This window comes from Lysinibacillus sp. NPDC086135, from assembly GCF_044746345.1.
In the GTDB taxonomy this organism is placed as follows: Bacteria; Bacillota; Bacilli; order Bacillales_A; family Planococcaceae; genus Lysinibacillus.
In genome coordinates this window covers 69,704-82,970 of sequence record NZ_JBIVCA010000020.1, presented here as the reverse complement: position 1 = coordinate 82,970, position 13,267 = coordinate 69,704, and the positions used below count along the sequence as shown (strand labels likewise).

Genomic DNA, 13,267 nt, shown 5'->3' with positions numbered 1-13,267 from the left:
GAACCAATTTCTCATATTTCACCTCTATGTAGTTTGATACTCGTAACTGCTACCTTTACGGAAAAATAAAAATATCTCGAAAATAGCGCATTTGTCTGATGATTAGTCTATCATAAATATCCAATAAATAGAGGAGGCCCTCAAGCTAGATTTATTTGAAGATAGTGGGAAAACCATCACAAAAAGATGTGGATTACATTTGTTAATACGTATGCTTTGAATATAAGTTGATTGGAGTGGAGGCTGGGCGACTCCTTGGGGATTAGCGATATAGAGGAACGAAGGCTAAAAGCATCACGTCCTGTGATAACGCCTTCGTGACCAACATCCTGCTGCTGCCGCTACGTTGCACTCACGCTTTCGCGCAAAAGACATCTGTTGGCCCGAGACCCTGGAGCGAGCAACGCGAGTGAAGCGGCTCATCGGACGCCCCCAGTTGGAACGGAAATCAACCCCTCTGTATAGTGATGAACCTTTATTTTTGGTATTTGATACATGCCTTTAATAACATTAACACAAATTTTCCGCTACAATATTAGGAAGGATTGATTGTAATGTCGAATGAACTTAAAAATGTATTACCACCAGTTATTGATTTGTCAACGAAGGTGTTAATCGTCGGCTCAATGCCAGGAAAGCAATCATTAGAGAAACAACAATATTATGGTAACCCACGCAATCACTTTTGGCCGATTATTGGGGAAATATTAGAGATGGATGTACCTCAGGAGTATGGACAAAGATTAAAATGGCTAAAGGACCATCATATTGGTCTCTGGGATACAATAGAATCGTGTGAGCGTAAAGGGAGCTTAGATGCGGCTATTCGTAATGAAAAACCGAATGATTTTAAAACGCTTTTCGAACACTATCCTAATGTTGAGTTAGTGCTTTTTAATGGCGCAAAGTCATTCGAAGTTTTTAAAAAGCATATTGGCCTTGAAGTTTTAGATGGTCGAGCATATCAAAAAATGCCTTCGACTAGTCCAATACCAGGTAAAAATATTAAATCCTTTGAAGAGAAGCTTGAGGATTGGCGAGTGATGCACTCTTATTTGCCTAGATAATTACATGACAAAAAATTCCTGCTGATTAGTGTTATTTGACGGAGAGGATTATAATAGGGCATTACTGCCGAAATTAGTAAGATTCTGCGGGGCAATAATACCATACCTTGTAAACACGAATACGGTTTAGAACGACTGAATACAAAGCTAATGGGCAATTTGCTCAACGGTTATTAGCCCTTTTACATATATTGAATTATGTAAAGGGAGGGGTTTATCATGTACAATCCATATGAAGAAATTGTGCCACTGCCAGAACCCGGTTTCGAACCATCATTTGGACTTCCTGGTTTTAGACCACCACCATCGTTTGGCCCGCCTAGTTTTGGTCCGTCACCGCCGTTTGGCCCACCTAGTTTTGGTCCATCACCGCCGTTTGGACCGCCTGGTTTCGGCCCGCCACCATCATTTGGACCACCTAGTTTCGGCCCGCCAGCAGCAGGTCAAATGCCTCTTGGTCCACCGCCTAGCTTTGTGCCATCACTGCCACCTTTTGGGGTAGGTACAAGTGGTATTCAATCTTGCTTATTTAGAAATACGTATATATGGATGTTTAATGGAACAGGCTTTTGGTTCTTCCTAACTGCTGTAGGAAGAGAGTTTATTGCAGGGTTCCGTTGGAGTAACAGAAGTGGTTGGAGCTTCCAAACTATTGCAAGAAGAAATATTCGCTCGTATGAATGTTCGAGATGGTAATTAGGCGTATTAAGTAGCAATGTATATGAAATAAAGGTGTCATTAATAGGGAATTTTTATTGGTTTATAGTGTTGAAAAAATGGCCAAGGAAATGTTCCTGAATTAGCATGTATCTTCTAGCATGTTATTCAGAAAGCGAGTAGCTTAAAACGTAAATCACCTAAAATGTCTGCATTGACCATTTTATTTTTCAACAATAATAAACCTCCTAAAGCATGTGTTTCTCTGCTTAGGGGGTTTATTCGTAATTCCGCTTAAATTTTCTCTACGTCATCCACAAGCTGCGTATACTCTGCAAACCTATTTTGCCATTCGTCCATTGGAAATTCGTCATGTGCAGTTCCGTTTAATAAATCTGAGAGCATGTCTAGGCATATATGCCAGCCGGCTAAATCTTTAGGTGTATGCTCAGTTAGCTCGCTAATCGATTCAAGTAATATTAATATGGAGCCGCTGCTAGTAGGGGAGAGCTCAAACCTTACTGTATCTTTGCCCCACGCAAACTCGAGTACATTCTTCACGGTATAGTCAGTAATTGCTATTTCCTTATAAGCGTTTGTTCCATCATTCATATTAAAATGGATTGTGCCGTTCTTTCGAAGATCAATGATTTCTAAATTATTCATCCATTTTTGAAGCTTTTCATTCTCCGTTAATACTGCCCAAACAGCATCAACTGAATGTGACAGTGGTCGCTTAAATTTTACGACATAGTTATTTTGTTGTTGTTGAATAGTAGCAAGCATGGATACCCTCCTTGTTTCTTTTATTTCATCATAAACTGTTTGAAATAGTCTTGTCATGTTTTCTTCTATTTCATTCTTGTTATTTCTAAGTAGTAGAATTCCGATTAATATTAGTTAAGAAAGGAGGAATTACCATGCCATATCAACAAGCTTTAGACATTTATATTGCAGCGACAAATTCCCATGATTTTAATAACGTAAAGGCAATTTTGCATCCACAAGCGGTGTATTGGTTTTCGGATAAAACATGCATAACTTTAGAAGAAATAGGAGCTTATTTCAATAATGCATGGGATTTGATAAATGAAGAAGTTTATTCGGCCGCCGATGTTCAGTGGCTTACGGTTGATGAACAATCGGCTACCTGTATTTATACATACCATTATGAAGGCTATCATAACGGGAAATTTGTATCAGGTAGTGGAAGAGCAACGAATATTTTTACGGTCTTAAACAATGAATGGAAGTTAATTCATGAACATTTAAGCAGTTAAATTATTTTTATTGCTACTTGAATAAGTAGTAATGAAATGATGATTATTAATAGGATTTTAGCTATTTTTATCGGAATTTTTGGTAGAATTAAAAGTCCGAGCTGAGAGCCGATAATGGAGCCAACTGCCATCGCCATTGCATATTGCCATTGAATAAAGCCAGTTTGGTAAAATACGATAAATGCCCCTGTGCAGCTCCCGAAAATAAGTACGCGTGTGAGCTGTACAGCCTTTATGTAGGAGTAATGGTAGCGTAAAAAATGCAGTATGCTGAAGGTTGAAGAGCCAGGTCCAAAGCCGCCATCATAAACCGCTATTAAAAATGGCTGCCATAATTTATTGCTGTGTTTAGTGTCAATTTCTTCGGAGCTAACAGCCCATTTTTTATTTTTCAGCGTTATAAATAAGGCGAAGATAAGTAGCATACAGGCAATAATATTCATTGTTTTTTCTGAGATAGATACGGTTAGGAGTGCTCCACAAACCCCTCCAGCAATAGCTACAGCAACATATTTCATAATAGATACTAGACGAAGCTCTTTATGATAAAGAAGATAAAAGATGCTCGACAACGCTGCAACGCCCGATGAAAATTTATTCGTAGCAATGCCTGTTTGAATAGGTATACCAACAAGCATCATCGCAGGGATCGTAATTAGCCCAGCCCCCCCAGCAAGTGTACCGATAAAAGCAGCAATAATTCCAATACCGACGAGCGTCAGTGAAAGCTTTGTATAAAAAAGACTCATTACAATGGCAAACATCACAATCAAAATAAAAGGTTTTTTCATAAACGTCTCCTTTAGCGTTATTAGTTAAAGGGTACTGATAAATAATTTATAAATCTAATATATTATTTTTTGTTTTATATAAATGTGATTTATACAAAATACAATTGATTTTTTTTCACTATAAATACTTCTTTAAATACAGTCCCCTTAAAGCGCCAATCTCTCCTAATTGGCCCTTGCTTAGCCCCTATGAAATCGAGTTATAAATAGTTTGGGTCAATCGCTGACGCAGGTCATGATATTTTTCGTGAAGCACCTAAGGATGCTAACAAAATAAGAACAGGGTTGAGAATCATAATTCGTTAGCAGTGCAAACATTGGTATGACAAATTCAGAGGTGGATGAAACTGATAAAAACAGAACAAGAGCTAAAAAGCTTAATTGCCGCAGATAAATGGATGATGAACATTTTAAAAACTGTAGAAAAGTTACAATTACCTGATTCATGGGTATGTGCAGGATTTATTCGATCCAAGGTGTGGGATTATTTGCATGAAAAAGAATATAGAACACCATTAGCCGATATTGATGTGATATATTTTGATAAAGTAAATCTTTCCGAGAACTATGAAAAGCAGCATGAACAAGAATTGACGAAGTATTTACCGAATGAGCCTTGGTCTGTGAAAAATCAAGCAAGGATGCATGTAGTAAATAATAGTACACCTTATCAGTCATCTATAGATGGCATGGCACATTTTCCAGAAATCCCGACAGCTATTGGTGTGAGACTTACTAATGGAATACTTGAGATAGCTGCACCACATGGTATCAAACACTTAGTTTCCGGAACTGTCGCTCCTACACCATATTTTCAAAAAGACTCTCCGATGCATGAAGTTTATAAAAGCAGAATCCATAACAAACAGTGGAAATCAATTTGGCCGAAACTACAGATTTTCTACTAAAATGAAGCGAAGGAGCTAAGGGAATTTGTATCACGATAAACATCAAATAATCTCGCATTATGAAAAAGCTATCGTGTTTGTCGAAAGTTTAGCAAGCATAACAGAAGAACAATGGCGCACGTCTATAGTTCCTGGAAAATGGACGGTGGCAGAGGTAATTGGACATCTTACTCCATGGGATGAATTCGTGGTAAAACAACGTCTACCGTTTCTTTTTACAGAAGAAAGCTTACCAAAAGGACCGACTGTAGAAGAGATGAATACTAGTGCAGCAAAAGATAGTCGTGCACAAAGTAAAGAAGAAACGATAGCCAATTTTATTAAACAGAGACAGCAGCTAATTGACGCGCTTTATCAAATAGTTGATGAGCAATGGCGACAGCCTTTTACAATAGGTGATTCAGAATTAACACTTTCCGGTTATTTTGCAAGTTTAGTAGATCATGATTTGCATCATTTTTCACAAGTTCGAAAGTTCTTAAGAATGTAGAGGGTATAAAGTGGATATCAAGTATTTAATCGATTATTATGCACATGCATCTGTAAGTTTTACGGATGTTTTTACAAATAAAATGGAGCCGGGCCAAATAGATATTGGTCGAACAACAGCCCCTGGGAAGTGTGGATTGGTTGTGCCGCTTGCAGGTAGCGCTATATTTAGCTTTAACGGTGTCCCTTATGGAATGGAGCCGGGAATGGTCGTACATGCAGGACCACAAATGCCAATCGAAATTAAAGCTTCAGATGATAAAGGATGGGAGTATGCGGTTGTTCATTACCATATCCCTTCTGAAGAAATACCTCAATGTCCATTATCAACTCAGCATTTTTTAATTAATACAGGCTATCATACAAAAATTATTGACTATGTACAGCAGTTAATAGAATGCCAAGCAATGCCAGGTAATATGTCAATATTCAAAGCAAAGACTCTATTTATGAATCTTTTGGAAGCTATTCTTATATCGGCAAAAGTGAAGATACTCGATACAGCAAGTGACCAGATGGAGCAAGCTTTACAGTATATACATGAGAATTATGCTACTCAACTTTCTGTTTCGAAAATTGCTGAAGAATTTGGCGTGGAGCGTCGTAGATTTGCTTATCTGTTTGAACAGCACACAGGGATGACGCCTAGCGTCTACTTAACGGAATATCGTATCCGACGGTCGAAGGAATTACTGAAATATGACGATTCTCCAGTAGCAGAGATAGCAGAATGTGTAGGTTATGTAGATTGCTTTTATTTCAGTCGAGTATTTAAAAAATGTACTGGAATGTCCCCGACAACATATCGAAAAACAATGCTGGGGGAAGCTAAATACGTATAAAAAGTTGTTTCTTAAAAAAGAAGCGGCTTTTTTTGTGGTCGAAAATCGGCAAAAGTCCATGTGCTTCGCGAATTCGTCCATTCACAACTGGTTTTCTCTTTGTTAGGATAGTATCCGTAAATGATAATGAATATCAATTAAAAGGATCAATGCTATTGACTTATAAATGAAAATGATTATCATTATCAATATAATTATGTTCGTTAGGAGAGAAAATCTATGAATAAATATTTTAAAATGTGTGCACCTGCTCTATTAGCTCTATCCTTGGCTGCATGTGGAACGGATAAAGCAGAAGAATCTAAATCTACAAATAATGCAGCAGAAACTAGTGCATCAGAAACACAAGATCAAGCGAAAACACAAACGATTACATACTTAGGTGAAAAATACGAAATTGCCGCAGATGTCAAAAACATAGTAGCTGCAAGCTTAGAGTCTATGGAAGATGCGGCAATGCTCGGTATCAAGCCTGTTGGCGTGCTTGATATCGCTGGAAAAATTCCAGCATATCTTGCTTCTGAATTAGAAGGTGCTGAGCTTGTTGGAGATAAAATGACACCGAATAGTGAAGCCATTCTTAAACTTGATCCAGATGTTATTTTAGGTTCCACAAAATACCCTAAGGAAATGGCTGAAAAGCTCAATAAAATTCAAACGATGATTCCATATTCACATGTCTCTACAAATTGGAAAGAGAACTTAACATTACTTGCACAGCTTTCAGGTAAAGAAGACGAGGCTAAAAAAATTATTGCTGATTATGAAGCGAAGGTTGCTGATTCTCAAATGAAATCTAAAGAGCAATTAGCGGACAAGCAAGTTCTAGTTATTCGAGTACGTGGTGGCATCATGTATATCTATCCTGCGGGAGTTTATTTAAACCCTGTTCTATATGAAGATTTAGGGGCTCCAATACCAGAGGTTTTAAAAACTGCAAAGGCACAGGCTGAACTATCTCTTGAAACATTAGCAGAGGTTAATCCAGATGCTATTTTCCTTCAATTTGAGGAATCAGAAAATGCTGACGCACCAAAAGCATTAGAAGAGCTACAAAAGAATCCAATCTTTGCAAGCTTAAAGGCATCACAAAATAATCAAGTTTTCTTAAATGCCATTGAACCTTTAGCGCAAGGTGGTACTGCATGGTCTAAAGTTAAATTCTTAGATATCGCAGCTGAAAAATTACTTAAATAGTATAAAGAGGCTGGTAGTAGATTTGGTGGCATCACCAGGCTATTACCAGCCTTTTATAAGATAGAGTTCAACTTCTTTTATCGGATGTCCAAACATCCGCTGAAAAGAGGAACTTAGGCTAAGAACTTCACATCCTGTGAAAACGCCTGAGTGACCAACATCGTGTTGGGCCAAAGCCTTCGGACGCATTGTTTATCTGTAGCGAAAGCACAGCGACAGCTACAATGATGCCGAGGAATAATTGATATAGAAAAAGGTGTGGAAGTTGAAAAAAACAAACATTGTGGCATTTTCAATATTAGCAGCTGCTCCAATCCTAATTGCAATTGTGGCATTAGTATCCGTTATGTACGGCACAAAAGACATTAGTGCAATTACGGTGTGGCAGGCGATTACTGCATTTGATCCTTCGAATGTTGACCACCAAATTATACGAACAGGACGTATTCCTAGAATTGCCGCGGTATTACTAGTTGGGTCATTTTTAGCGGTGGCTGGGGCAGTAATGCAAGGTATTACACGAAATTATTTAGCATCCCCTTCGCTAATGGGAGTTAATGATGGTTCTGCATTTATGATTACGTTAGCAATAGTATTTTTCCCAGGGCTTCCTAATTACCAAATGATATTACTTTCAATGTTCGGTTCAGCATTAGGAGCAGGGATTGTATTTGGTTTTGGCTCTTTAATTCGAAATGGTTTATCACCAGTAAGGCTCGCTATTATTGGAACGGTCATTGGTACGTTTTTGAGCAGTATTGCTACAGCCATTGCGATGTATTTCCAAGTATCACAAACGGTAAGTGTTTGGTATAACACAAAGGTACATATGGTGGATATGGATATGCTCATGCTAGCTATTCCATTTGGGCTAGTCGGTTTAGTTCTTGCATTAGTATCAGCTAAGTCCATTACGATAACTTCATTAGGAGAAGATATAGCTATTGGACTCGGGCAAAAAACAAAAGCCGTGAAAATTATTAGTATGCTAGCCGTTGTCTGTTTAACAGGTACAGCTGTTGCACTTGTAGGAAAGATTGCCTTTGTAGGATTAGTCATTCCTCATATTACACGTTTCCTTGTTGGAGTGGATTACCGTTTTATCATTCCGTGTGCAGCTGCAGTAGGAGCATTTTTCTTAGCGCTTTGTGATGTACTCAGTCGCTTTGTTAATTACCCATTCGAAACGCCAATCGGTGTATTAACGGCATTTGTTGGTGTTCCGTTCTTCTTATATTTAGTACGTAAACACGGAGGTGAAAAACGTGCGTAAAAAAACCTCGAGTGTATTCGTTATGACTGTTTCGATACTCATATTATTTATTTTTGGTGCCAGCTATCTACATCTTACAAACGGTGTCTTTGATATGTCAGTGATGGATATCTTAAAAACATTGCTACGCATTGAACCAAATTCAAAATTTGATCTTGTCATTTTTGAATTTCGTTTACCACGTATTGTCATTGCAGCACTAGTAGGTGTTGGTTTAGGGATGGCAGGGGTTGTGCTACAAGGTATTACGCGTAATGGCCTAGCAGACCCTGGGATTTTAGGGATCAATGCTGGTGCTGGTGCAGCGGTAGTTATCTTTATGTTTTTCTTTCAATTACATCTCACATCTGCAGATATGAGTAGCTGGCTGTCCATTTTGATGATGCCGATCTTTGGATTCGTTGGTGGTGCGATGGCTGCTGTGTTAATTTACACGTTTGCCCTGAAAAATGGTCATTTAGATATGCAACGGCTAATTTTAACAGGGATTGCGATTAATAGTGGATTCGGGGCATTGTCACTGTTTTTATCATTGAAAATGAATGCTCAGGATTATGAAGCTGCTGCAGTTTGGATGGCTGGTTCTATTTATAATGCCAACTGGATTTTTGTTGTGACTATGCTACCATGGCTTATTTTAATAGGCTTTTATGTTTATCGGAAATCATATTTGCTCGATTATTTTCAATTAGAAGAGGACAGTATTACTAGCTTAGGGATAGCGGTAGAAAAAGAGAAGATGAAGCTGTTATTGGCAAGCGTCGGCTTAGTCAGTGCCTGCGTATCGGTGTCAGGTAGTATCGGTTTTATTGGTTTAATGGCACCACATATTGCTAAACAGCTTGTTGGGATACAACATCGTTATGTCATGCCAGTAAGTGCATTAATAGGTGCGGGATTGCTTATTTTTGCTGACTTTATAGGGAAAACAGTGTTTGCGCCTTCTGAACTGGCAGTTGGTATTGTTGTTTCGATTATCGGGATTCCATATTTCTTATATTTACTAGTGAAATCGAAGGCATAGGGGGAAATAGTATGCAAACTGCATTTAGAATGGAAAATTTGGCTTCTGGCTATGAGCAGGTTCGTGTGTTTGAAGGCTTAAATTTAACAATAGAAGAAGGAAAGGTTACGACTATTATTGGCCCAAATGGATGTGGAAAATCAACATTATTAAAAACAATTGGTCGTATATTAAAGAAGCAGCAAGGAACGGTCTATTTACAGGACCAAAATATGCAAAATTTATCGACGAAGGAAATTGCGAAAAAGCTAGCAATCTTGTCCCAGACGCCTATTGCCCCAGGTCAGTTAAAGGTTGAGGAGCTTATTGCTTATGGTCGTTATCCACATCGTAACAATGTTAATCGCATAACAAAAAAGGATGAGGAAATGATTGAATGGGCTTTAAATGTGACAAATACGATGGAGTATCGAAATCGGGAGCTTGCTCAGCTTTCTGGAGGGCAACGGCAACGTGTATGGCTTGCAATGGCCTTAGCCCAAGAAACGAATATCTTGTTATTAGATGAACCGACAACTTATTTAGATATGGCGCATCAGTTAGAAGTGCTAGAAATTGTGAAAGACTTAAACGAACAGCATCGTTGTACGATTGTTATGGTATTGCACGATATTAATCACGCGGCACGATATTCCGATCATTTAATCGCAATGCGGCAGGGAGCTGTAATGAAAACTGGCACGCCTGAGGAAATTTTATGTGCAGATGTTATGCGGAACGTATTCAATATTAATGCACGTATTATGCAAGATCCAGTTACGAAAACACCAGTATGTTATGGCTATGATGTTATGAAGGAGACCGACAAATGATGGAGGGAAAAATCGAGAAAGTACTTGATTATGAGACGCAGCAAATTGTATCGAAATTTACGGATTATACTTATACAGTAAATATCTATGTACCGAATGGAGAAGTACCGCAGGGGGGGGTTCCAGTTTTATACGTATTAGATGGATCGTCCTATTTCCATCTTGTAAAGGAAGCGGTCCGCCTACAAAGTCGTAATGCACCTAAAACGGGTGTTTTGCCAACTATTGTTGTAGGGATTGGACATGGTGCGGATATGCATGAACGGAGATTTTATGATTTTACAGGACAAGCCGAAACGTATACGTATCCCGCAAGATTTAAAGGTAATGGCTATGAGAAACATGGTGGAGCAGAGAACTTTAGTAGATTTTTAGAGGAGGAATTAAAGCCAAGTATTCAGGCTAAATTCCCAGTAAATGTGCAGCATGAAGCACTGTTTGGGCATTCATTAGCGGGTTACTATGTACTTTGGCAATTATTCTATCATCAAGCAAGCTTCCAACGTTATATAGCGATTAGCCCTTCTATTTGGTGGAATGAGCATGAACTAGTAGGTTATGCGTCAACTTTTTTAAAAGAACGTCCATTTGCTTATGAAAAACTATTCATCGGTGTGGGAGAACTAGAAACCTTTATGGTGGATGATGCACAACAAATCGCGAGTGAATTACAGAAAATCATGGATATCTCCTTCTATGAAGCGTTGGAGGAAAATCATGCTTCAATCGTCCCAACTGTTATGAGTAGAGCAATACGTTTTGTGAACAAAAAATAAATAGTGATGACCGCATTATTTTATGGTAATGCGGTTTATTTTTGTTTAAAATTTTATTACTCATTGGGATATATTGTTACAAAAGAAAGCAAGGAAGAAAATCGTAACGGTTTTTCGCTTTCTGTAGTGACAATGGAGAAACAGCTTACTAATTAGGGGGGCTAGCCTTGAAGAAAAAGCTTGGCTGTTTACATGCACATTATTCAAATATCGAGTATATAGAACAGGCATTTCAAAACATTGAGAAAGTAGAACTAGTACATTTTGTGGATCCAGGTCTTATACAGCAAGTATCAAAAGGGACTGAAGGGTTTGCTTTTAAGGTGAAAGAGCAACTTGAATGGATGGAAAGCTGTAACATGGATGCCATTTTAATAACGTGCACGAATTATATTGCATTGTTAGAGAAAGAACAGCTGGAGCTTTCTATTCCCATTATGAAAATAGATGAGCCCTTCTTTGAAACAGTATGTGAAGAAAAACAGCCTCAAACGATTCTTTTTACAAACCCTGAAACCGTTAAAGGTACGATGAACAGACTTCAACAATACGCTTTACTACATGAAAAAACCATTAATACTGAAATAATAATTATCGACAATACGTTTGAACTGATTATTCAGGGAAAAAAGGATGCATATAATAATGTTATTATACAAGCCCTTCATGATGTAGCAGGGGAACAGCAGTATATTTCAGTTGCACAGCTTTCAATGGTTGAGGCAGCACGGCAATTCGAAAAAGAGACAGCTTTAACGATCACTCATCCACTAAAGTCGTTAGTTAAATTTGTGATGAGATCTATAGAATAAAAGAATGTGTGTAATTTTCTAAATACTCTGTAACATTTGCGTGATACATTCGTTTAATGAAATAACTATGGCTAGTAGGGAGTGTAGTAATGAGGCGATGGGTACTTATGGTAACAGTGTTGTTATTGTTGGTAGGTTGTACAATGCATGAGAAAGCGGTTACCCTGCCAAAGGATTTACCTGACTTTGTGCAAGAAAGTGACTTCAAATCGATTGATTGGGACAAAAAGGCTGTAGAGTTTGGAGAGAGAGGTATTATTGGTAATGAGGATAAATCAGGTGTTATCGGTGCTAATATGCCGAGTTTAAACACTCAAAAATGGATGTGGCATCTTTGGGGAATTGCAGAAGGTCGTGATACCAAGTTAACAATTGTCGGGTATCATAAAGATTCAAAAACAGTGCACCCTATCTTAGTAGATGGCTGGACTATAGGGCTTGGTGGTCCTGTTAATGGTGCAGATGCCCATAGACCATCAAGTGTAAAAATCCCAAAACCGGGGGAATGGGCGATTTTACTGTATATAAATGAAAGTTATTTTGATACGTTAATTTACGATATACATGAATAGAGAGTGAATATTTCACATAATGACCTTCGTTTTGTAAGCTGAGATTCTTATAAAATGAGGGTTTTGCTTAGCGGAATGAATGCGAATAGCGACAGAATTATAAAATTGGTAAAATAAAAAGTAAGAAAATAGAAATGGAGGATAGTTATTATGACCGATTTACGATATCCAATTGGACAATTTCAATTTCCGGAAGTAGTTACAGCACAGCAGGTACAGGAATGGGTGGAGGATATTCGTCTATTACCGAAACAACTAGCAGAGGCACTTAGTGGGGCAAGTGAGCAAGCATTAACGAAATCCTACCGAGAAAATGCTTGGACTGTTACGCAGCTTGTCCACCATATTGCAGATAGTCATATGAATAGCTACATCCGTTTTAAGCTAGCTTTGACGGAGGATATTCCGACAATTAAACCTTATAACGAAGTGGAATGGGCACAGCTTCCGGATTCGGAAATGCCTGCTTCAACATCTTATAAAATGATTGAGAGCTTACATGAACGCTGGGTTTATTTGCTAACAAACTTAACAGCAAAGCAATTACAACGAGCATTTAATCATCCTGATTCAGGATTAATGACACTTGAAAAAGCTGTAGCCTTATATGCTTGGCATGGGAAACATCATCTTGCTCATATTCATCTTGCTTTGGCTAAATAAAGAATTTTTCCAAAGTGAAAATAGGCGATTTCCAGATCTTGAAGAAAATCGCCTACTTTTGAAATTGTTTTCAAGTAAATATCGTATGTTACAAGGATAATGAT

16 protein-coding genes are annotated in these 13,267 nt (G+C 38.1%); 14 read left to right on the top strand and 2 right to left on the bottom strand.

The genetic code is table 11. The features are described from left to right. Positions 1–554: 554 nt before the first annotated feature. Entirely contained in the window at positions 555–1,067 is a 513-nt protein-coding gene (locus ACIPKN_RS21770; RefSeq protein WP_400940082.1) for a DNA-deoxyinosine glycosylase, read from the top strand. Positions 1,068–1,286: 219 nt separating this feature from the next. Then, positions 1,287–1,763: a hypothetical protein gene (locus tag ACIPKN_RS21765; protein ID WP_400940079.1), complete on the top strand. Its 477-nt coding sequence runs from the start codon at positions 1,287–1,289 to the stop codon at positions 1,761–1,763. A gap of 255 nt (positions 1,764–2,018) precedes the next feature. Here ACIPKN_RS21765 and ACIPKN_RS21760 read toward each other — a convergent pair whose 3' ends face one another. Then, the gene (locus ACIPKN_RS21760) at positions 2,019–2,510 is read right to left on the bottom strand and encodes an SRPBCC family protein (protein ID WP_400940127.1); all 492 of its coding nucleotides are present in this window, start codon (positions 2,508–2,510) and stop codon (positions 2,019–2,021) included. A 134-nt stretch (positions 2,511–2,644) separates the two neighbouring features. Here ACIPKN_RS21760 and ACIPKN_RS21755 point away from each other — a divergent pair, with 134 nt between their 5' ends. Then, positions 2,645–3,004: a YybH family protein gene (locus ACIPKN_RS21755; protein ID WP_400940077.1), complete on the top strand. Its 360-nt coding sequence runs from the start codon at positions 2,645–2,647 to the stop codon at positions 3,002–3,004. Here the strand turns inward: ACIPKN_RS21755 and ACIPKN_RS21750 are convergent. Continuing rightward, positions 3,001–3,795 carry a sulfite exporter TauE/SafE family protein gene (locus ACIPKN_RS21750; RefSeq protein ID WP_400940075.1) on the bottom strand — a complete coding sequence of 265 codons (795 nt, stop codon included), beginning with the start codon at positions 3,793–3,795 and terminating at the stop codon, positions 3,001–3,003. The two genes, ACIPKN_RS21755 and ACIPKN_RS21750, sit on opposite strands and share 4 nt — an antisense overlap. A 341-nt stretch (positions 3,796–4,136) precedes the next feature. On the opposite strand from ACIPKN_RS21750, the gene ACIPKN_RS21745 reads away from it, so the two are divergent. The 11 genes from ACIPKN_RS21745 (at position 4,137) to ACIPKN_RS21695 (ending at position 13,163) form a co-directional block, all read left to right on the top strand. Further along, positions 4,137–4,703 (top strand): nucleotidyltransferase family protein, encoded by a 567-nt coding sequence (locus tag ACIPKN_RS21745; RefSeq protein ID WP_400940073.1) that lies wholly within the window; start codon positions 4,137–4,139, stop codon positions 4,701–4,703. A 25-nt stretch (positions 4,704–4,728) separates the two neighbouring features. Further along, a complete protein-coding gene (locus tag ACIPKN_RS21740) occupies positions 4,729–5,193 on the top strand; it encodes a DinB family protein (RefSeq protein ID WP_400940071.1) in 465 nt (154 codons plus the stop codon). 10 nt (positions 5,194–5,203) lie between these two features. After that, the gene (locus tag ACIPKN_RS21735) at positions 5,204–6,034 is read left to right on the top strand and encodes a helix-turn-helix domain-containing protein (RefSeq protein WP_400940069.1); all 831 of its coding nucleotides are present in this window, start codon (positions 5,204–5,206) and stop codon (positions 6,032–6,034) included. 219 nt (positions 6,035–6,253) lie between these two features. Then, positions 6,254–7,231 carry an ABC transporter substrate-binding protein gene (locus ACIPKN_RS21730; protein WP_400940067.1) on the top strand — a complete coding sequence of 326 codons (978 nt, stop codon included), beginning with the start codon at positions 6,254–6,256 and terminating at the stop codon, positions 7,229–7,231. Positions 7,232–7,496: 265 nt separating this feature from the next. After that, on the top strand, positions 7,497–8,504 hold the full coding sequence (locus tag ACIPKN_RS21725; RefSeq protein ID WP_142508620.1) for a FecCD family ABC transporter permease: 1,008 nt from the start codon (positions 7,497–7,499) through the stop codon (positions 8,502–8,504). Then, a complete protein-coding gene (locus ACIPKN_RS21720; RefSeq protein ID WP_400940063.1) occupies positions 8,497–9,528 on the top strand; it encodes a FecCD family ABC transporter permease in 1,032 nt (343 codons plus the stop codon). Before ACIPKN_RS21725 ends, ACIPKN_RS21720 begins: the two co-directional genes overlap by 8 nt. An 11-nt stretch (positions 9,529–9,539) precedes the next feature. Continuing rightward, the gene (locus ACIPKN_RS21715) at positions 9,540–10,340 is read left to right on the top strand and encodes an ABC transporter ATP-binding protein (protein ID WP_400940060.1); all 801 of its coding nucleotides are present in this window, start codon (positions 9,540–9,542) and stop codon (positions 10,338–10,340) included. Beyond that, positions 10,337–11,116 (top strand): alpha/beta hydrolase, encoded by a 780-nt coding sequence (locus ACIPKN_RS21710; protein WP_400940057.1) that lies wholly within the window; start codon positions 10,337–10,339, stop codon positions 11,114–11,116. The genes ACIPKN_RS21715 and ACIPKN_RS21710 overlap by 4 nt, the downstream gene beginning before the upstream one ends. Positions 11,117–11,283: 167 nt before the next feature. Beyond that, positions 11,284–11,928, top strand: a complete 645-nt coding sequence (locus ACIPKN_RS21705; RefSeq protein ID WP_400940054.1) for a hypothetical protein — start codon at positions 11,284–11,286, stop codon at positions 11,926–11,928. 89 nt (positions 11,929–12,017) lie between these two features. Continuing rightward, on the top strand, positions 12,018–12,500 hold the full coding sequence (locus ACIPKN_RS21700) for a hypothetical protein (RefSeq protein ID WP_400940052.1): 483 nt from the start codon (positions 12,018–12,020) through the stop codon (positions 12,498–12,500). A gap of 150 nt (positions 12,501–12,650) precedes the next feature. Beyond that, positions 12,651–13,163 carry a YfiT family bacillithiol transferase gene (locus ACIPKN_RS21695; protein ID WP_400940050.1) on the top strand — a complete coding sequence of 171 codons (513 nt, stop codon included), beginning with the start codon at positions 12,651–12,653 and terminating at the stop codon, positions 13,161–13,163. Positions 13,164–13,267: the final 104 nt, after the last annotated feature.

Coding starts and splice junctions, on each gene's coding strand:
- ACIPKN_RS21745 (WP_400940073.1), top strand. CDS start 4,137: ATGAAACTGATAAAAACAGAACAAGAGCTAAAAAGCTTAATTGCCGCA.
- ACIPKN_RS21760 (WP_400940127.1), bottom strand. CDS start 2,510: ATGCTTGCTACTATTCAACAACAACAAAATAACTATGTCGTAAAATTT.
- ACIPKN_RS21710 (WP_400940057.1), top strand. CDS start 10,337: ATGATGGAGGGAAAAATCGAGAAAGTACTTGATTATGAGACGCAGCAA.
- ACIPKN_RS21715 (WP_400940060.1), top strand. CDS start 9,540: ATGCAAACTGCATTTAGAATGGAAAATTTGGCTTCTGGCTATGAGCAG.
- ACIPKN_RS21750 (WP_400940075.1), bottom strand. CDS start 3,795: ATGAAAAAACCTTTTATTTTGATTGTGATGTTTGCCATTGTAATGAGT.
- ACIPKN_RS21730 (WP_400940067.1), top strand. CDS start 6,254: ATGAATAAATATTTTAAAATGTGTGCACCTGCTCTATTAGCTCTATCC.
- ACIPKN_RS21700 (WP_400940052.1), top strand. CDS start 12,018: ATGAGGCGATGGGTACTTATGGTAACAGTGTTGTTATTGTTGGTAGGT.
- ACIPKN_RS21755 (WP_400940077.1), top strand. CDS start 2,645: ATGCCATATCAACAAGCTTTAGACATTTATATTGCAGCGACAAATTCC.
- ACIPKN_RS21770 (WP_400940082.1), top strand. CDS start 555: ATGTCGAATGAACTTAAAAATGTATTACCACCAGTTATTGATTTGTCA.
- ACIPKN_RS21695 (WP_400940050.1), top strand. CDS start 12,651: ATGACCGATTTACGATATCCAATTGGACAATTTCAATTTCCGGAAGTA.
- ACIPKN_RS21765 (WP_400940079.1), top strand. CDS start 1,287: ATGTACAATCCATATGAAGAAATTGTGCCACTGCCAGAACCCGGTTTC.